This is a genomic window from Streptomyces sp. NPDC005551 (assembly GCF_042871785.1).
Classification (GTDB): Bacteria; Actinomycetota; Actinomycetes; order Streptomycetales; family Streptomycetaceae; genus Streptomyces.
Genome location: NZ_JBIAJE010000009.1, coordinates 293,552 through 311,642 on the forward strand (window position 1 = coordinate 293,552; position 18,091 = coordinate 311,642).

At 72.0% G+C, this 18,091-nt stretch carries 16 protein-coding genes; 4 read left to right on the forward strand and 12 right to left on the reverse strand.

Annotated features, from left to right (window positions below; genetic code table 11):
• Positions 1 to 46: 46 nt before the first annotated feature.
• The 3 genes from ACFYP4_RS26480 to ACFYP4_RS26490 all read right to left on the reverse strand — a co-directional run bounded on the left by ACFYP4_RS26480 (position 47) and on the right by ACFYP4_RS26490 (position 2,721).
• Positions 47 to 1,378, reverse strand: coding sequence for an MFS transporter (locus ACFYP4_RS26480; RefSeq protein ID WP_388788586.1), 1,332 nt, complete (start codon positions 1,376 to 1,378; stop codon positions 47 to 49).
• A gap of 140 nt (positions 1,379 to 1,518) precedes the next feature.
• Complete coding sequence (locus ACFYP4_RS26485) at positions 1,519 to 2,145, reverse strand: class I SAM-dependent methyltransferase (protein ID WP_388788589.1); 627 nt, start codon at positions 2,143 to 2,145, stop codon at positions 1,519 to 1,521.
• Positions 2,146 to 2,220: 75 nt separating this feature from the next.
• Positions 2,221 to 2,721 (reverse strand): glycine-rich domain-containing protein, encoded by a 501-nt coding sequence (locus tag ACFYP4_RS26490; protein WP_388788592.1) that lies wholly within the window; start codon positions 2,719 to 2,721, stop codon positions 2,221 to 2,223.
• Positions 2,722 to 3,042: 321 nt separating this feature from the next.
• On the opposite strand from ACFYP4_RS26490, the gene ACFYP4_RS26495 reads away from it, so the two are divergent.
• Positions 3,043 to 3,816 carry a helix-turn-helix domain-containing protein gene (locus ACFYP4_RS26495; RefSeq protein WP_388788595.1) on the forward strand — a complete coding sequence of 258 codons (774 nt, stop codon included), beginning with the start codon at positions 3,043 to 3,045 and terminating at the stop codon, positions 3,814 to 3,816.
• A 531-nt stretch (positions 3,817 to 4,347) separates the two neighbouring features.
• A complete protein-coding gene (locus ACFYP4_RS26500; RefSeq protein WP_388788810.1) occupies positions 4,348 to 5,328 on the forward strand; it encodes a GlxA family transcriptional regulator in 981 nt (326 codons plus the stop codon).
• On the opposite strand, the gene ACFYP4_RS26505 is transcribed toward ACFYP4_RS26500, so the two are convergent.
• The 4 genes from ACFYP4_RS26505 to ACFYP4_RS26520 form a co-directional block, all read right to left on the reverse strand.
• A complete protein-coding gene (locus tag ACFYP4_RS26505) occupies positions 5,215 to 6,501 on the reverse strand; it encodes an MFS transporter (RefSeq protein WP_358855201.1) in 1,287 nt (428 codons plus the stop codon). The two genes, ACFYP4_RS26500 and ACFYP4_RS26505, sit on opposite strands and share 114 nt — an antisense overlap.
• Before the next feature lie 287 nt (positions 6,502 to 6,788).
• Complete coding sequence (locus ACFYP4_RS26510) at positions 6,789 to 7,838, reverse strand: Zn-dependent alcohol dehydrogenase (protein ID WP_358855202.1); 1,050 nt, start codon at positions 7,836 to 7,838, stop codon at positions 6,789 to 6,791.
• Positions 7,839 to 7,863: 25 nt separating this feature from the next.
• The gene (locus ACFYP4_RS26515) at positions 7,864 to 9,012 is read right to left on the reverse strand and encodes an acyl-CoA dehydrogenase family protein (protein WP_388788599.1); all 1,149 of its coding nucleotides are present in this window, start codon (positions 9,010 to 9,012) and stop codon (positions 7,864 to 7,866) included.
• A 2-nt stretch (positions 9,013 to 9,014) separates the two neighbouring features.
• The gene (locus ACFYP4_RS26520) at positions 9,015 to 9,959 is read right to left on the reverse strand and encodes an SDR family NAD(P)-dependent oxidoreductase (RefSeq protein ID WP_358855204.1); all 945 of its coding nucleotides are present in this window, start codon (positions 9,957 to 9,959) and stop codon (positions 9,015 to 9,017) included.
• Between the two features lie 83 nt (positions 9,960 to 10,042).
• On the opposite strand from ACFYP4_RS26520, the gene ACFYP4_RS26525 reads away from it, so the two are divergent.
• Positions 10,043 to 10,978 (forward strand): cyclase family protein, encoded by a 936-nt coding sequence (locus tag ACFYP4_RS26525; protein ID WP_388788602.1) that lies wholly within the window; start codon positions 10,043 to 10,045, stop codon positions 10,976 to 10,978.
• A 491-nt stretch (positions 10,979 to 11,469) separates the two neighbouring features.
• Here the strand turns inward: ACFYP4_RS26525 and ACFYP4_RS26530 are convergent, their stop codons facing one another.
• From ACFYP4_RS26530 to ACFYP4_RS26545, 4 genes are all read right to left on the reverse strand, one after another.
• A complete protein-coding gene (locus tag ACFYP4_RS26530) occupies positions 11,470 to 11,946 on the reverse strand; it encodes an ATP-binding protein (protein WP_358855206.1) in 477 nt (158 codons plus the stop codon).
• A gap of 480 nt (positions 11,947 to 12,426) precedes the next feature.
• On the reverse strand, positions 12,427 to 13,350 hold the full coding sequence (locus ACFYP4_RS26535; protein WP_388788605.1) for an acyl-CoA dehydrogenase family protein: 924 nt from the start codon (positions 13,348 to 13,350) through the stop codon (positions 12,427 to 12,429).
• Between the two features lie 9 nt (positions 13,351 to 13,359).
• Positions 13,360 to 14,514, reverse strand: coding sequence for an acyl-CoA dehydrogenase (locus ACFYP4_RS26540; RefSeq protein ID WP_388788608.1), 1,155 nt, complete (start codon positions 14,512 to 14,514; stop codon positions 13,360 to 13,362).
• Positions 14,514 to 15,707, reverse strand: coding sequence for an amidohydrolase family protein (locus ACFYP4_RS26545; protein WP_358855209.1), 1,194 nt, complete (start codon positions 15,705 to 15,707; stop codon positions 14,514 to 14,516). Before ACFYP4_RS26545 ends, ACFYP4_RS26540 begins: the two co-directional genes overlap by 1 nt.
• Before the next feature lie 204 nt (positions 15,708 to 15,911).
• On the opposite strand from ACFYP4_RS26545, the gene ACFYP4_RS26550 reads away from it, so the two are divergent.
• On the forward strand, positions 15,912 to 17,411 hold the full coding sequence (locus tag ACFYP4_RS26550; RefSeq protein WP_388788611.1) for a class I adenylate-forming enzyme family protein: 1,500 nt from the start codon (positions 15,912 to 15,914) through the stop codon (positions 17,409 to 17,411).
• A gap of 21 nt (positions 17,412 to 17,432) precedes the next feature.
• Here ACFYP4_RS26550 and ACFYP4_RS26555 read toward each other — a convergent pair whose 3' ends face one another.
• A complete protein-coding gene (locus ACFYP4_RS26555) occupies positions 17,433 to 17,945 on the reverse strand; it encodes an EF-hand domain-containing protein (RefSeq protein WP_388788614.1) in 513 nt (170 codons plus the stop codon).
• Between the last annotated feature and the right edge of the window lie 146 nt (positions 17,946 to 18,091).

The following is an 18,091-nucleotide window of genomic DNA, read 5'->3' on the forward strand; positions in this document are numbered from 1 at the left end:
CCGCTCACCGCACCCGCCGCACCCCCGCCCGCGGCTCACCCCGTGCTCAGGCCGGCGCCCCGGCCACCGCCGGAGCCGGGCGCACCGGCCGCCGCCGGATCACCAGCGCCATGAGCGCCGCCGCCGCGCACAGCGCCCCGGAGGCGTACCAGACGACGTCGTACGAGCCGAAGGCGTCCCGCGCGACCCCGCCGAGGAAGGCGACCAGCGCGGCGCCCACCTGGTGCGAGGCGAGGACCCAGCCGAAGACGATCGCGCTGTCCTCGCCGTACTGCTCACGGCACAGGGCGAGGGTGGGCGGCACGGTGGCGACCCAGTCGAGGCCGTAGAAGACGATGAAGAAGATCATCGGGGGATGCACGCCGGGCGCCAGCAGCATCGGCAGGAACAGGAGCGAGACGCCCCGCAGCGCGTAGTACACCGCGAGCAGCCGGCGCGGCTCGAAGCGGTCGGTGAACCAGCCGGAGGCCACCGTGCCGATCACGTCGAAGACGCCGATCACCGCGAGGAGCGAGGCGGCCGCCGTGATCGGCATGCCGTGGTCGTGGGCCGCCGGCACGAAGTGGGTCTGGATCAGGCCGTTGGTGGAGGCGCCGCAGATCGCGAAGGTGCCGGCCAGCAGCCAGAAGGGGCCGGTGCGGACGGCGGAGAACAGCACCGTCACCGCCCGCCGCGCCGCCCCCGGCACCGGCGGGGGCTTCGCCACGAACTCCGTCGCGCCGTACGGCTTCAGGCCCACGTCGGCCGGGTGGTCGCGCAGCAGCAGCCAGACGAAGGGGACCACCGCGAGGGCGGCCAGGGACACCGTCACGGCCGCGGGACGCCAGTCGCGCTGCGAGGTGATCATCCAGGACAGGAGCGGAAGGAAGATCAGCTGGCCCGACGCCGAGGCCGCGGTGAGGATGCCGGTCACCAGGCCGCGGCGCTGCGTGAACCAGCGGTTGGTGACCGTCGCGGCGAAGGCCAGTGCCATCGAGCCCGATCCGAGGCCCACCAGGAGGCCCCAGCAGAGCAGGAGCTGCCAGGGTGCCGTCATCCACACGGTCGCCCCGGAGCCGAGGGCGATCACCAGCAGCGCGACCGCGACCACCCGGCGGATGCCGAAGCGGTCCATCAGCGCGGCGGCGAAGGGTGCCGTCAGCCCGTACAGCGCGAGGTTCACCGACACCGCCCCGCCGATCGTGCCCCGCGACCAGCCGAACTCCTCGTTCAACGGGTCGATGAGCAGGCCCGGCAGCGAACGGAAGGCCGCCGCGCCGATGATCGTCACGAAGGTCACGGCCGCGACGAACCACGCGCGGTGGATGCGTCCGGGTCGGGACGGCAGGGCGGGTCCGGATTCCGTTCCGGCGGCGGTGGCTTCGGATGTCTGGGTCACGTCCTAGAGCTTCCGGCCCGCGCTCCGCCTGATCGAGTGGCCCGAAGGACAGCATTCGCTAGGATCGGGCCATGGCCCTTCTCCCCCGCCGTACCGCACCCCTCGGAGAGAGCGCCTGAGGCAGGCGCACAGCCATGCGGTCAGGCCGCCAAGGCGCGGACAAGCAGCGTGCCCACTGCCCTGCCCTCTGGTGGGTCGATCAGAGACACACGCACGTCAGAGAAGCCGTGCCCCGTCAAGATGTGACTCCACTCATCCGGAGTGCGGTCGTGCCGCAGTCCGGCTTCAGGCTTGGGCCCCTGGCCTGCTGGGGGCAAATGTGAGAAGGCCAGGATGCCGCCCGGGGCCATACGCGAGCGGATCAGCGGGAGCAAGGTGGCCGGATCGACGAACCACACGGGACCAAAGATCGAGAGCACGACATCGAATCTCTCGTCCGTCTCGTTCAGGAACACCGTCGCCTCCGCCGTATGGAATTCAAGGCCCGGCAGATCGCCCCAGCGCTCCCGCGCGACCGTCTTGCGAGCAGGGGCGATGTCCACCCCTTGACCGGTCGCGCCAAGCGTCACGAGGTGCGCGAGGTTACTACCGCTCCCTGAGCCGAGTTCCAGCACCCGGCGTCCGGCCACGGGGCCCAGCACGCTCTCGTCCGGGCCGTGGTCGGCGTACTGAGTCCAGTTCAGCCAGGTCGTATCACCCTTGGCGTTCACGATCCTGCGCGGCTTGCTCCCAACCGCGTACCTGTCCCAGGACTCAGCCAATGACATGCGTTGATCCTTTCCAGCGAGAGGGGCCCACCCCCAACCTACGGAGACAGGCCCCCACTCACTTGGTCGTCACCGTTACTTGGGCGAGTCGTGGCACCCGGCGTGGCACTGGTTGCAGTTGGCCGCGTTCTCCATGCCCCACAGGTCGCGGTCAATCTCGAACCCGGCCGCCTTAATGGCCTTGATCGTCTGCGCCAGAACGAGCGGGCCGCCGCTCCTGCGGTCGCGCCCGTCCTCCTTCGCCGTGTCGTCGCTGACGCACTGGACCCCGGCCGTCGTCCCCGGAAGCTCCGGAACGTGGTGGATGTACCGGCCGAAGTGCCGGCTGGTGAAGTGGTGGTACGGGATCGAGTCGAGCATGAACGAGTGCCATGCTTCGTCCACCTGTTCAGACGGGCCCATGAGAAGGTCCGGGTTCTCGCCGCACGTGATCAGGTAGGCGATGGCCTGTCCGAACTTGGCCTCCGCAAGTTCGCGCGTGTTCTCTGGGTTGCGAAGGAGGAGGGCTACCTCCCGCTTCCACACGTCCGGGGTGACATACGCCTTCGGGTCGCGGGTCACTACTGCCGTGCTCATGCTGGCTTGCCTCCACGTAATTGGGGTTCTGTGGTGCTCCGGTTACGTCGTCCACCCGCGCACTTGGGACACAGGCACGGCGGCATGAGGCCAGAAGCGAGAGGCTCCCCTCCCTCACCCTCGTACAGGGTTCGCGGCTTGGTCTGAGTGCCGTCGGCTCTCACCGTGTAAGCGCTGATGCGGATGGACATGACGACCATGTTCCGGATCGATCACGACCATCGCGGCGACGTTCAGGGCGTCTCTCGGGCGTCATGTCGGTGCCACCCCAAGGGCGTCAAACCGGTGTCATTGGAGGCTTGACGTGGCTACCCTCGGATCATGACGACTCCAGCCGAGCGGGAGCGAATCCCCAACGACGTGCTGACGTCCGTGCGCAAGTCGATGAATCTCAGCCAAGACGAGTTCGCTCGGGGCTTACGCGGCGCAGGCGAGGAGTTGGGGGAGCCGAACGACGCCTCCAAGCGACTCGTGCAACGCTGGGAGTCCGGGGAGACCAGGACATGCCGCCCGCTGTATGCGCGGGCACTGAAGCGGTTGACCGGCCGTACCCCTGAGTCGCTGGGGTTCGCGATCCCGATGGCACGCGTCCACTCGGACGGGGCAGGAGGCCACGACATGGAGGCTGGGGAAGTCGGCACGGCTGACGCTGCCACGAGCCCGGAGCCAGGGCTGCAGAGCGAGTACGCGGGCATCTGGCTGTCCCGGTACGAGTTCTACTCGTCCAGCCGTGACGAGACGTTCGACTGCAAGCATCACGTCGTGATCGTCCAGCACGGCAACCGGCTGACGGCCCAGAGTCTGCCCGGAGCATCGACCAACCCGGACAGCCCTTTGTCTTTGGATCTCACCGTTGATCGGAACGTCGTCACTGGTACGTGGACCGAGCAGACGGCGGCTGACGGGTACTACCAGGGCGCCCGGTACCACGGTGCGATTCAGCTGCTCATCGAGCCGACGGGCCGACGCATGGCAGGCAAGTGGGTCGGGTTCGGCAAGGACTTCGATGTGAACACGGGTCCGTGGGAATTGCGCCTTCTCGACCGATCGACAGGCCGCGCGAGCATCGAGCGGTACTCGACCACACCGCGGTGAGCGATCTGGGCGCTCCCCCCTGCGGGAGCCGCCCTGTGCAGGCGCCTGACCACCCGATCCGGCCTGGGCGGGTTCGAAACCGGCAGGTGCGCAACACCACTTTCAAGTCCCCCAAAGCATCACTACGCGAAGTCCTCGTTCAACGGGTCGATGAGCAGGCCCGAAGAACGGAAGGCCGCCGCGCCGGTGATCGTCAACTCCGCCTGATCGAGTGGCCCGAAGGACAGCATTCGCTAGGATCGGGCCATGGCCCTTCTCCCCCGCCCGCCCGAAGCCACTACGGCCCCGGCGACGGCGGTCCCCGAGGACCTCGCGGCCGCGACGACCCCGGACGCCCCCGCGAGCGTCCCGCTCCCCGAGCCCGCCCCGCGCCGGAAGTCCCCCGCCGAGCCGCGGACGGCCGCAGCTCCGAGGACGGCCGAGGAAGCCGCGGGTCGCGGGGCAACCGCGGAAGCCGCAGGCCCCGGGGCCCGACCCGGACCCGGACCCGGCCACCGGCACCGCGTCGCCGTCCTCGCCCTGGACGGGGTGATGCCCTTCGAACTGGGCATCCCGCAGCGGATCTTCGGGCGGGCCAGGGACGCCGAGGGGCGCCCGCTGTACGACGTCGTCACCTGCTCGGTCCGCCCGCCGGGCCCCGTCGACACGGACGCCGACTTCGCCGTACTCGTCGAGAACGGCCCGGAAACGCTGGCCACCGCCGACACCCTCGTCGTCCCCACGTCGTACGAACTGGGCCCGGTCTACGACGAGGGTGTCCTGACACCCGAACTGGCCGCCGCCCTCGCCCACGTCCGGCCCGGCACCCGGCTCGTCTCCATCTGCACCGGTGTGTACGTGCTGGCCGCCGCCGGCTACCTCGACGGCCGCCCCGCCACCACGCACTGGGCCTCCGCCGAGCACTTCCAGCGCCTCTTCCCGCAGATCAGGGTGGACGCGGACGTCCTCTTCATCGACGACGGCGACGTCCTGACCTCGGCCGGTGTCGCCGCCGGGATCGACCTGTGCCTCCATCTCGTACGCCGCGACCACGGCACCGCCGTCGCCAACGACGTGGCCCGCCGCACCGTCGTACCGCCGCACCGCGACGGCGGTCAGGCGCAGTACGTCCACCGGCCGGTCCCCGAGCCGCAGGTGGCGACCACGTCGGCAGCCCGCGCCTGGGCCCTCGGCCGCCTGAACGAGCCGATCCAGCTGCGCGACATGGCGGAGCAGGAGTCCATGTCCGTACGCACCTTCACCCGCCGCTTCCGCGAGGAGGCCGGTATCAGTCCCGGGCAGTGGCTCACCAGGCAGCGCGTGGAGCGGGCCCGCCATCTGCTGGAGTCCAGCGACCTGTCGGTCGACCAGGTCGCCCGGGACGCCGGCTTCGGCACGGCCCAGTCGATGCGCCAGCACCTACAGGCCGCTCTCGGCGTCACCCCCACCACGTACCGCCGCACCTTCCGTGCCGGAGCGGGCGGCCGGGACGGCGGCGGGGTCGGCACCGGTCCCGTGGGCAACGCCGGCTGACCGGTCCGCACCGGCCGGGGACCGGCGTCCCTCCCCCACCGCCCCCACCGCCGTGAGCACCGCCGTGAGCGCGACGCCGGCCAGGATCGCGGTCGACGGCGTGACGAAGTGCAGCAGGGCGCCCGCGAGGGAGCCGGTGGCCGCGTACCCCGCGCCGACCGCCGCGTACATCACCGAGTAGCCCGCGGCCAGCGCGCTCGGCGGGAGCGCCTCGCGCAGCGACAGGTTGCGGGTGAGGATCGCAGCGGCCTGGAGGACGCCCGCGACGACGAGGGCGACGGCCATCCAGCCGGTGTCCGGTATCAGCGCGACCAGCGCCACGCACGCGGAGACACCGGCCATCAGCACGACGCTCCGGGTCCGCAGGTCCCCCCGCCAGGACCGCAGCCCGTACACGAACGCGCCCACGCCGGACCCGAGTGCGAGACCGGTCAGCAGCGGGCCCGACCAGCCGACGCCGATGCCGCGCTGCTCCAGGAGGGCGGGCAGGACGAGTTCGGCGAGGGCGAGCAGGGACAGACTCGCCGCGCCCGTGACGTACACCGGCCAGGCGCGGGCCAGCAGGCGGGGCAGCGGGACGCCGTCGCGGTCCTCCGGGTCGGCCTCCCAGCCGGCGGGCAGCAGCCACAGGCCCGCGACGGAGGTCCCCATCAGGGCGGCGGCCAGCAGCAGCGGCACGGCGGGCGAGACACCCAGCGCGAGGACGGTGACCAGGGCCGGGGACAGCGCCCAGATGCCCGACATCAGCATCGACTCGGCCGACAGGGCCTGGGCGGCGGCCCGCTTCGGGACGATGCCGGTGAGCAGGGTGCGCAGGCCGCCCGGGACCGCGCCGGGCGCCGCGCCGGCGAGGAACGCGCACGCCGCGAGGAGCGCCGCGGGCGCCTGCGGGAGCGCGCCGAGACCCGCGAAGCCGGCCGTGCCGGCCGCGAGACCCGCGGCCAGTTGGGAGCGGGCTCTCTCCGGGCGCAGCCGCATGCCCAGGAGGGGCGCGCCGGCGATCTCGCCGGCCACGTAGGCCGCGGCCAGGACCGCGCCCAGCGCGTAGCCGCCGGGGCGCTCGCGAACCAGGAAGACCAGGGCGAGCGGGGCCATGGCCACCGGCAGCCGGGCCCCGACGGCCACGAACGCCCAGGCCAGGACCCGCTTGGAGGCGATGTCGCGATAGCTCATGCGACGACGTTAGGGGACCTGGCCGACACCGGCCGCGAATTTTCGCCGCCCTGTGGAAAACTCCGGCCGGGTCCACCGGAGCGGGGAGGAGCGGGAGCGCGACGGCGCTCCGCGGAGCACGAGCGACCGGCGCCGGAACGCACGCGACCCGCCGCCGGAACGCACGCGCGACCCGCCGCCGGAACACACGCGCGACCCGCCGCCGGAACGCACGCGACCCGCCGCCAGAACGTCAGGACCACCTGCCGGAACGTCAGGACCGCCCGCTAGAACGTCAGGACCGCTGCCTAGAACGTCAGGACCGCCCGCGCCACCCTCCCCCGGCGGGTGTCGTCCGCCGCCTTCTCGAAGTCCTCGACGGGGTACGTCCTCGTCACCAGCTCGTCCAGCAGCAGTTGTCCCCGTTGGTAGAGCCCGGCGTACCGGGCGATGTCGCGCTGCGGGCGCGAGGAGCCGTAGCGGCAGCCGAGGATCGACTTGTCCAGGTACATCGAGGAGACGAGGAAGGACGCCTCGGCGGTCGCCGACGGGACACCGAGGAGGACGGCCTGGCCGTGCCGGTCGAGCAGGTCGACGGCCTCGCGGACGAGTTCGGTCCGGCCGACGCACTCGAAGGCGTGGTCCACGCCGGTGGGCAGGAGGTCCCGCACGCCCTGCGTCGAGGTGAGGAAGTCGGTGGCGCCGAACCGGCGGGCCGTCGCCTCCTTGGCCGCATTGGCGTCCACCGCCACGATCCGCCGGGCGCCCGCGAGCCGCGCGCCCTGGATGACGTTGAGCCCGACGCCGCCCGTGCCGATGACGAGCACCGTGTCTCCGTGTTCCACCCGCGCCCGGTTCAGCACGGCTCCGACACCGGTCAGCACCCCGCACCCGATCAGCGCGGCGGACGGCATCGGGATGTCGTCGGGGATCCGGACCGCCTGCACCGCCCTGACGAGGGTCCGTTGCGCGAAGGCCGAGCTGGAGGCGAACTGGAAGAGCGGCCTGCCGCCCCGCGTGAACGGCTGCCGCGGCATCCCGATCGCCTTGCGGCACATGGTCGGCCGTCCCCGGTCGCACTCCGCGCAGGCTCCGCAGTTGGCGAGCGTGGACAGCGACACGTGGTCGCCGGCCCGGACATGGGTGACGCCCGCGCCCACCGTCTCGACGGTCCCCGCACCCTCGTGCCCCAGCACCACAGGGACGGGGAAGGGAATGGTGCCGTCCAGCACGGACAGGTCGCTGTGGCACAGGCCGGCCGCCGAGATCGCCACCCGCACCTCGCCCGGTCCCGGGTCGCGCACCTCCAGGTCGTCCACGACCTCGGTCCGCCTGCCGTCGAAGATCACGCCTCGCATCGCACCGGCTCCCCTCCGCCCGGGGTCATCCCCTGGGCTCCTTCGGCAGGCCGAGCACCCGCTCGGCGATGATCGTGCGCTGGATCTCGTCCGAGCCGCCGTAGACGGTGTCGGCCCGGCTGAAGAGGAACAGGTGCTGGAACGCGTCGATCCGGTACGGCTCCCGCGGTGACCAGTCCGCGGGCCCTACGGCCGCCCCGGCCCCGCGCACCCGCATCGCCAGCTCGCCGAGCTCCTGGTGCCAACGGCCCCACAGCAGCTTGGCCACGCTCGGCGCACCCGGCTCCGCCGTCCGCGAACCGCCCAGTGTGCGCAGGGCGTTCCAGCGCATCGTGCGCAGCCGCGCCCACGCCTCGACGAGGCGGTCGCGGACGACGGGGTCGTCGGCCGCGCCGGTGGCGACGGCCGTCTCGATCACCTGCCCCAACTCCCGTGCGAAGCCGATCTGCTGGGCCAGGGTCGACACCCCCCGCTCGAAGCCGAGCAGGCTCATCGCGACGCGCCAGCCGTTGCCCTCGCCGCCCACGACGTGCTCGGCGCGCGCCACCGCCCCGTCGAAGAAGACCTCGTTGAACTCGCTCGTCCCGGTGAGCTGGCGGATCGGCCGGACCTCGACGCGGCCGGGCTGGTCCATGGGGACGAGCAGGAACGACAGGCCGTGGTGACGGGCCGACTCCGGCCGTGTACGGGCGAGGACGAAGCACCAGCCTGCCTCGTGGGCGAGGGAGGTCCAGATCTTCTGTCCCGTGACGCGGTACGAGTCCCCGTCCCGTACGGCGGTGGTGCGCACGCCGGCGAGGTCGGAGCCCGCGCCCGGCTCGCTGTAGCCCTGGCACCACAGTTCCTCGCCGCGGGCCACCGGTGGCAGGAAGCGGGCCTTCTGCTCCGGTGTCCCGTGGGCGATGAGGGTGGGAGCGAGCAGCTTCTCGCCGATGTGGCCGGTGCGGGCGGGGGCCTTCGCGCGGGCGTACTCCTCGGCCCAGACGACCTGCTGGGTCAGTGACGCGGTCCGGTTGCCGTAGCCGTCCTCGCTCCAGCCGAGCCCGATCCAGCCTGCCGCGCCCAGTTCCCGCTCCCAGCCCCCGCGGGTGTACTCGCCCGGGAGGTGCTCGGCCAGCCAGGCGCGGGCCTCGCCCCGGAAGGTCTCGTCCTCGGGTCCGAATGCGAAGTCCACGGTCACCGCCTCACGTCGGCCGCTCTCACGGTTCGCCGCGCGTTCGGGCGCTCCTTCGCGGCGGCGGCCCGGGCCATCGCCTCGACCCGCTCCAGCAGCGGCATCGGGTCCGTCCCCACCGTCCCGGGGAGGAAGTCGGCGATCCGCTCGGGGGTCCAGGAACCCTCTGCGTAACCGGCGCGCAGCTCCCTCGGCTGGGCCCAGACCGCGATCTTGGGGCCGGCGATCGTGTAGACCTGGCCGGTGATCCGCTCCTCGCGGGCGCGCTCGGAGAGGAGGTAGACGACCAGCGCGGCCACGTCCTCGGGCTCGCCGATCTCGGCCAGTTCCATCGGGACGTTCGCCGACATCCGGGTGCGGGCGACCGGGGCGACCGCGTTCGCCGTGACCCCGTACTTGTGCAGGCCGAGCGCCGCGCTGCGGACGAGGGAGATGACACCGCCCTTCGCGGCGCTGTAGTTGGCCTGGGCGACGGATCCCTGGTGGTTGCCGCTGGTGAAGCCGATCAGTGTGCCGCACCCCTGCCCGCGCATCACCGCGGAGGCGGCGCGGAAGACCGTGAAGGTGCCCTTCAGGTGTGTGGCGACGACGGGGTCCCACTCCTGCTCGGTCATGTTGAAGAGCATCCGCTCCCGCAGGATCCCCGCCGTGCACACGACGCCGTCGACGCGTCCGTACGACGTCAGGGCCGTGTCGACGACGCGCTGTCCGCCCGCCATCGTCGAGATGTCGTCGGCGACCGCGACCGCGTCCCCGCCCGCCGCCTCGATCTCCCCGGCCACGGCGGCGGCCACCGCGCTCGTCGGCTCACCGCCCTCGACCGACACCCCGTAGTCGTTGACGACCACGCGCGCTCCCTGGGCCGCCGCGGCGAGCGCGACGGCTCGGCCTATCCCGCGGCCGGCCCCCGTCACGGCGACCACCTTGCCTGCCAAGAAGTTCCCCACGCCGGCCCCTTCCCGCGGTTTCTGACGGACCGTTAGATTTTATGGCCCGTCGGACACCCGCAGACAAGCCCCGTGGAGGACCCATGTCACCGACGACGCCGCATCCGGCGTTCCGCGACCTCGCCGAGCGCGTCAACAACTGGGGCCGCTGGGGCGCCGACGACGAGATCGGGACACTGAACCTCGTCACCGACGCAGTGGTGCGGGAGGCCGCGGCGTGCGTGCGGACCGGACGCCGGATCCCGCTCGCGCTGCCGCTCCAGCAGGACGGGGTGCAGACCGGCATGATCCCGGGGCGGGTCAACCCGCTGCATGTGATGGTGCAGATCAACCAGGAGCTGTTCGGCCCGGGCACCGTCGCGTGCAGCGACGACGTCGTGACCATGGGACTCCAGGCCGCCACCCACTGGGACGCACTCCCCCACGTGTCGCACTCGGGCAGGCTCTACAACGGCCGGCCGGCCGACTCGATCACCCCGCACGGCGGCGCCGCCTTCGGCGGGATCGACAAACCGCGGCACATCGTCTCGCGCGGCGTGCTGCTCGACGTCGCCCGCGCCCGCGGCGAGGACCGGCTGGACGGCGGGCACGCCGTGACCCCCGAGGATCTCGACGCCGCCGAGGAGCTGGCGGGCACGCGCGTGCGCGCCGGGGACATCGTCCTCGTACGCACCGGCCAGATCCAGGTCTGTCTGGCGGGCGACAAGCAGGCGTACGGCTATCCGTCGCCGGGGCTGTCGGTCCGCACTCCGGAGTGGTTCCACGCCCGCGATGTCGCCGCGGTCGCGAACGACACCCTCACTTTTGAGATATTTCCTCCGGAAATAGAGGATCTGTGGCTGCCCGTACACGCGCTCGATCTGGTCGAGATGGGGATGCTGCAGGGCCAGAACTGGAATCTCGAAGAGTTGTCCACAGCCTGTGGACAAGAAAACCGCTACAGCTTTCTGCTGTCGGCCACCCCTGAACCGTTCGTCGGCGCCACGGGCTCTCCGGTCGCACCGGTAGCCGTGCTCTAGACACCGGAGACGACCGGAGGGACAGACACCGGGCAAGGGCCGGAGGGACAGGCACCGTGACAGGGCGGCCGGAGGGACAGCCACCGGGCGGCGGACAGCGGCTGGCGGCGCGCCGCCGCCCGCCCCGAGCACGGCACCGCGCGCCGCCATCCGGCTCCGGCGCACCGCCCCCGCTCCCCTGCTCCCCCGTGGCCCTCGGGGAACCGACGCCGAATCGCGATCCGCACTCGCCGAGGGCTTCCGTCACCGAAACCCTCGGCGTCCCCTCGCGGCGCATCGCTGACCACAAGCGTGATCAAACGGACACGGAACGTCAACACCCGCAAGGGGATTCATCACCTGCGCCCCGCCTCACGGTGGCGCGCACGGAAGCACAGCCCGGCGCATTCAGCCGTGGACCCCGCCACGGAAGCCGTTGCCGTGCAGGTACGCACCTCGCCGTGCGTGGATGCACCCTTCGCGGCGGGCCGCACCGTCAGGGCGGCGGCGCGCTACACGGCCTCGTACGCGTAACCCTCGTACGACGGGTACGCGACCGCCCGCGAGACGCCCGGGGCGCAGCGGTCCACCTCGCACCAGATGCGCTTGCCGGCACCCTCCCGGCTCCAGCCCCAGCGGTCGGCGAGACCGTCGACCAGCTCCAGGCCGCGGCCGTTGGTGTCGTCACCGTGCGCGTGCCGCGGGGCCGGGGGACAACCACTCGCGTCGGCCACCTCCAGACGCACGGTGCCCGCGGGCACACCGGGGGGCTCGTCACGCACCCCCAGCTGGAGGCGCAGCACGGCCGGGCAGCCGGTGTGCACCACCGCGTTGGTGACCAGCTCCGAGACGAGCAGGATCAGCGTCTCGGCCAGCGGCTCGTCGGCCTCTATCCCGGACACCGCGAGCCGCGCACGGGCCCAGCGACGGGCGCGACCCACCTCTGCGGGGTCGGGCCGGATCTCCAGCTGCACTTGAAGCACCTGCACCGTTCACACCATCCGAACCGGCGGACACATCGCCTCGCGCCTCACCAGGGCCACGATCGTGGCCTTCACCTGCATGGCCAGAACCAGGGTCACGGAACGTGATTCCCTTGAGAGACAGCATGGTTGACGTACAGTCACCCCAACAAGCGCTTCGGGCATATTCCAGCGCGAAGGAGTACGCGTACGGCATACTGTGCGACGCTCGTGACGGGGAGTCGAACAGGCGGGGACGACGGTCCGTCCCGCCCTGCGAGCGGCGCACATCGCCGGATCCGGGGCCGCCTCGGGGGCAGCACCGGTACGGTCCGGCCTCACAACCACTCGCATCCCACACAAGGTACCGGAGCACGGTGCCGACTCCAGGCGGTGACGAGTCACGCCTAGGACACAACCCGGTCTCGACGCTCCGTGATTGCCGACTGCCACGATCCGCGACATCCCTCCGGGCGGCCTGCGCGCACTCCCCTGAACAGAGCCTCATCAGGAGGATTCGGACAGCAGATTTCCAGCCAACTTCTCCTCACTCTCCGTGACGGAGCCCGCGCGCTGTGTCCGGACCCAGGCCCGCTTCAGGTACAGATGCACGTCGGACTCCCAGGTGAAGCCCATGCCGCCGTGCACCTGGAGGCAGTCCCGGGCGCCGCGCACCGCCGCCTCGTCGGCGAGCAGCCGGGCGGCGGCGATGTCCAGCGGGTCGGCGGTGACGGCCGCCGCGTAGACCGCCGCGCGTGCGGTCTCCACCCGTACCAGCAGCTCGGCGCACAGGTGCTTGACCGCCTGGAAGGCGCCGATCGGCTGCCCGAACTGCTCGCGCGCCCGGGCGTGTTGCACCGCCAGCTCGCAGGTGCGGGCCGCACCGCCCAGCTGTTCGGCGGCGGTGAGCAGGACGACGACGGGATCGGGCGGTACGCGGACGGGCACCCGGTGCAGGGGCGTCGACGGATCCACGGACGTCAGCGGTACGGCTCCCCGCACCGGCGGGAGCACGGTCCCCCCGGTGACCGCACCGGCGGAGGGCGCCCGCGTCTGCCCCCGTACGACGTCCGCCTCCCGCAGCCACTCCACGAGTCCGCCGTACGCGGCCGTCACCACCGTCTCCCCGGTGGCGGCCCCGGGCACCGTCCCGGCGGCGAGATGCGTGGCCACCAGCGGTCCTGGCAGCAGCACGCGCCCGGCTTCCTCGAAGGCCAGTACGGCCTCCGGCAGGCCGAGGCCGACGCCGCCGTCCGCCTCCGGCAGGCGCAGCGCGAAGAAGCCCGCCGCGCCGAGCTCGCGCCACAGCGCACGGTCGAGACCGCCGCAGGCCACCGCCGCCCGCAGCGCCCCGGCGCCGAAACGTCCTTCGAGCAGCGCGCGCACCCCCGCCCGCAACGCCAGCTGATCTTCGGTGAGTTGGAAGTGCACGGGGAGCCGTCACCGTCCTTTCGGCAGGCCCAGAATGCGTTCGGCCACGATGTTCCGCTGGATCTGCGAGGTGCCCGCCGCGATGGTGTACGAGAGCGACGACAGCCGGTCGAGGGTCCACGCGTGCCGCAGGTCCAGCGCGCCGGGGCCGAGCACCTCGGCCGCCGCGTCGTACAGCTCCTGCCGGGCGTGCGAGTACCGCAGCTTGAAGACGGACCCGCCGACGCCCGGTACCCCGCCGGTCCGCTGCGCCTCGCTCACGTTCCACTGCGTCAGCCGCCACAGCGCGCGGAACTCGGCGTTCAGCCGGCCGAGGCGGCGGCGCAGCACGGCGTCGTCCCAGCGGCCGTTCCGCCGGGCCTCCCGGGCGATCTCGCCCAACACCCTCCGGCAGGCGACGACTTCACCGACGAACGCCGTGCCGCGCTCGAAGGAGAGCGTCACCATGGTCACGCGCCAGCCGTCGTTCTCGGCGCCGACCCGGTTGGCCACCGGGACGCGCACCTCGTCGAGGAACACCTCGGCGAACTCGGTGGAGCCCGCGAGCGTGCGCAGCGGGCGGACCGTTACGCCCGGGGCGTCCATGGGCAGGGCGAGCCAGGAGATCCCGCGGTGCTTCGGGGCTCCGGGGTCCGTCCGCACCAGCAGCTCGCACCAGTCGGCCACCTCCGCGTGCGAGGTCCAGATCTTGGTTCCGCTCACCACGTAGTCGTCGCCGTCCCGGCGGGCGCGCGTGCGCAGCGCCGCGAGGTCCGAGCCCGCGTCCGGCTCGGAGAACCCCTGGCACCACACCTCGTCGCCGCGCAGCACGGGCGGCAGCCAGCGCGCCCGCTGCCCGGCGCTTCCCTCGGCGGCGATCGTGGGCCCGGCGTGCAGCAGCCCGACGAAATTGGCGCCCACGTAGGGCGCGCCCGCCTTCTCGGTCTCCTCCAGGAAGATCAGGTGCTGGGTCGGGGTGGCGCCCCGGCCGCCCGCGTCGACGGGCCAGTGCAGCCCCGCGTACCCGGCTTCGTACAGCATCCGCTGCCAGCCGAGGTCGTACGCGCGCCGTCCCGGCCAGTCGTCGGGCGACGGTCTGGGGGGCAGCCCGGGGAGCACCTCGCGGAGCCAGGCGCGCAGCCGGGCGCGGAAGTCCTGCTCCTCCTGCGTGTACGCGAGGTCCATTACCTGTCGAGGTCCAGGTCCAGCATGCGGATCGCGTTGCCGCGCATCAGCTTGTGGACGGTCTCGTCGTCCAGGCCCCGCACGTGATCGAGGGCGACCTCCCTGGTGTGCGGGAAGGTCGAGTCGACGTGCGGGTAGTCCGTCTCGAAGGTGGCGTTGTCGCGGCCGACGGTGTCCAGGGACGCGATGCCGTGCTTGTCGCGGAAGAAGCAGCAGAAGATCTGCCGGTAGTAGTACGTCGACGGCGGTTCCGGGATCAGGTCCTTGACCCCGCCCCAGGCGCGATGCTCCTGCCAGACGTCGTCGGCTCGCTCCAGGGCGTACGGGATCCATCCCATCTGCCCCTCGGAGTAGGCGAGTTTGAGGCGGGGGAACTTCACGAGCACGCCGGAGAAGAGGAAGTCCATCATCGAGGCCATGGCGTTGTTGAAGCTCAGCGAGGCCTGCACGGCGGGCGGTGCGTCCGGGGACGCCGCCGGCATCTGCGAGCTGGACCCGATGTGCATGTTCACGACGGTGCCGGTCTCCTGGCAGACCGCGAAGAAGGGGTCCCAGTAACCGGAGTGGATCGAGGGCAGCCCGAGGTGGGTGGGGATCTCCGAGAAGGTCACGGCCTTCACCCCGCGGGCGGCGTTGTGCTCGATCTCGGCGACCGCCAGGCCGATGTCCCACAGCGGGATCAGGCACAGCGGGATCAGCCGGCCGCCGCTGTCGCCGCACCACTCCTCGACCATCCAGTCGTTGTACGCGCGGACGCAGGCCAGGGCGACCTCCTTGTCGTGCGCCTCGGCGAAGGTCTGCCCGCAGAAGCGGGGGAAGGTGGGGAAGCAGAGACTGGCCTCCACGTGGTTGAGGTCCATGTCCTTGAGGCGCTCGGCGGGATCCCAGCAGCCGCGCCGCATCTCCGCGCGGGTGATGCCCTCCAGCGTCATCTCGTCGCGGTCGAAGCCGACGGCGGCGATGTTGCGCTTGTACGGGAACTTGAGGTCCTCGTAGATCCACCAGTCGGTGGGCGGCCCGTCGGGGTCCATCGTGATCCGGTACTTGCCGGCGACGTAGGCGAGTTCGCCGATGCCCGCGGTGAGCGGTCTGGGGCCGCGGTCCCGGTACTTCTGCGGCAGCCAGGTCTCGAAGAGGTGCGCGGGCTCGATCACATGGTCGTCGACGCTGACGATCCGCGGCAGTTCCGTCATGGGTCCCCTCCACCGTGGGGTGCATGTCCGGCGACGTATCTGATGACCCGTCAGAAACCAGGCTAGCCCCGCACCCCTGGACCGACAAGGCGGTGCGCCCTACGCTCTGCCCACTATCTGACTGTCCATCAGTTCCGGGCTTTCGGCCGGTCGCGGGGGACCGGCGGTGACAGGCCGCAGGGAACCGGCAGCGAGGGGATCGACGTGACCGACACCGCACACGCACTCGCCGCGTCGCACACGCTCTGGGAACTGGTCGGCCGTCGCGCCGAGCTGACCCCCGACCGGCCCGTCCTGCTCCAGGGGGACCGCCGGCTGACCTTCGGCGAGCTGCGCGGGCGCGCCGAGCGGGTGGCGGCGGGCCTGTACGGCATGGGCGTACGCCCCGGCACGGTGGTCGCCTGGCAGCTGCCGACCCGGATCGAGACCGCGCTGCTGTCCTTCGCACTGGCCCGCCTCGGCGCCGTGCAGTCACCGGTGATCCCCTTCTACCGGCACCGCGAGGTCGGCTTCGCCCTGCGGGCGTCCAGGGCCGAGTTCTTCGCCGTACCGGGCGTGTGGCGCGGCTTCGACCACACGGAGATGGCGCGCGCGCTCGGCGCGAAGGGCGTCTTCGAGGCGTACGACGACCTGCCGGACGGCGATCCGTCCGTGCTGCCCGCCCCGCCCGCCGACGGCACCGCCGTCCGGTGGGTCTACTGGACCTCGGGCACCACCTCCGACCCCAAGGGCGTGCTGCACACCGACCGTTCACTGATCGCGGGCGGCTCCTGCCTGGCGCACGCGCTGCGCCTGTCGGCCGACGACGTGGGCTCGATGGCCTTCCCGTACGCGCACATCGCCGGGCCCGACTACACGGTGATGCTGCTGCTGTACGGCTTCCCCGCGGTGCTGTTCGAGCACTTCGCGCTGCCCGCCGCCCTGGACGAGTACCGCCGGCACGGGGTGACGGTGGCCGGCGGCTCCACCGCGTTCTACTCGATGTTCCTCGCCGAACAGCGCAGGCGGCCCGGCGCGAAGGTGATCCCGACGCTGCGGCTGCTGGCGGGCGGCGGGGCGCCGAAACCGCCCGAGCTCTACCACCGTGTGGTGCGCGAGATGGGCGTCCAGCTCACCCACGGATACGGGATGACCGAGGTTCCGATGATCACGATGGGCTCGCCCGACGACACGGCCGAGAACCTCGCGACGACGGAGGGAAGACCACCCGAGGGCATGCGGATCCGGATCGTGGACGGGGAGGTGCGGCTGCGCGGCGAAGCCGTCTGCCAGGGGTACCTGGACCCGGCGCAGACGGCGCAGGCCTTCGACGAGGAGGGCTTCCTGCGCACCGGCGACCTCGGCCGGCTGACCGACAGCGGTCATCTGGTGCTGACCGGCCGCCTCAAGGACGTGATCATCCGCAAGGGCGAGAACATCTCGGCCAGGGAGATCGAGGACCTGCTGCACCGGCATCCGGCCGTCGGCGACGCCGCCGTGATCGGCCTGCCCGACGCCGAACGCGGCGAGCGGGTCTGCGCGGTGGTCGAACAGCCGCCGGGGGCGCCCGCGTTGACCCTGCCGGCCGTGACGGAGTATCTGCGCGGGGAAGGGCTGTCCGTGCACAAGCTGCCGGAGCAACTGGAGGTGGTGGACGCCCTTCCGCGCAACGAGACCCTGCGCAAAGTGCTCAAGTACCGGCTCAGGGAGCGCTTCTCCGCGTGACCGCCGAGCGGGCCGCGGCTCTCACTCGGGCACCGTGAAGTAGCGGGCGAAGGCGGTGACGACCTCCGTCTCGCCGATACGGCCGTCGGCGTCCGTGTCGAGGCTGCCGGCCGCGGCGGCGGCGACGTCCTCCGGGGCGCCCAGGGCCTGGAGGACCCGCGCCGTCTCCTCGACCGTGGCGGCGCCGTCCCCGTCGCCGTCGGCCACGGCGAGCGCCGCGTGCAGGAAGGGGCGCGCGATCTCGGCGAAGCGGTCGGGGTTGTCGCGCAGCCGCTTGGCCGCGCCGTTCACGAACTCCGCGCGCGTGATGCGCTGGTCGCCGTCCCGGTCCGCGATGCCCGCCATGCCCTGCCAGAACGCCTCGGCGCCGCTGTACAGGGCCTGGCCCTTGTCCGACCGGGCCGCCGTGGCGAACTGGGCGAGGACGGACTTGGCCGCCGCGTTGAAATCCTCGCGGTCGATGTAGCCGTTGCCGTCCTGGTCGAAGGTGGCGAACCGGGCGGCGATCCTGCGCTCGTACTCGGTGCTGACCATGGTGTTCGGACCGCCTTACATCAGAGCCGGACTTTCAGCCGGACTGCGCGTTCATCTGGCAGGGAGCGTACGACGCCGGTGCCCTCCCGGGAGCGGGAAACCGGCGCTTGTACCAAGACCGCGGGAATTCCGGGACACCTGTGTGG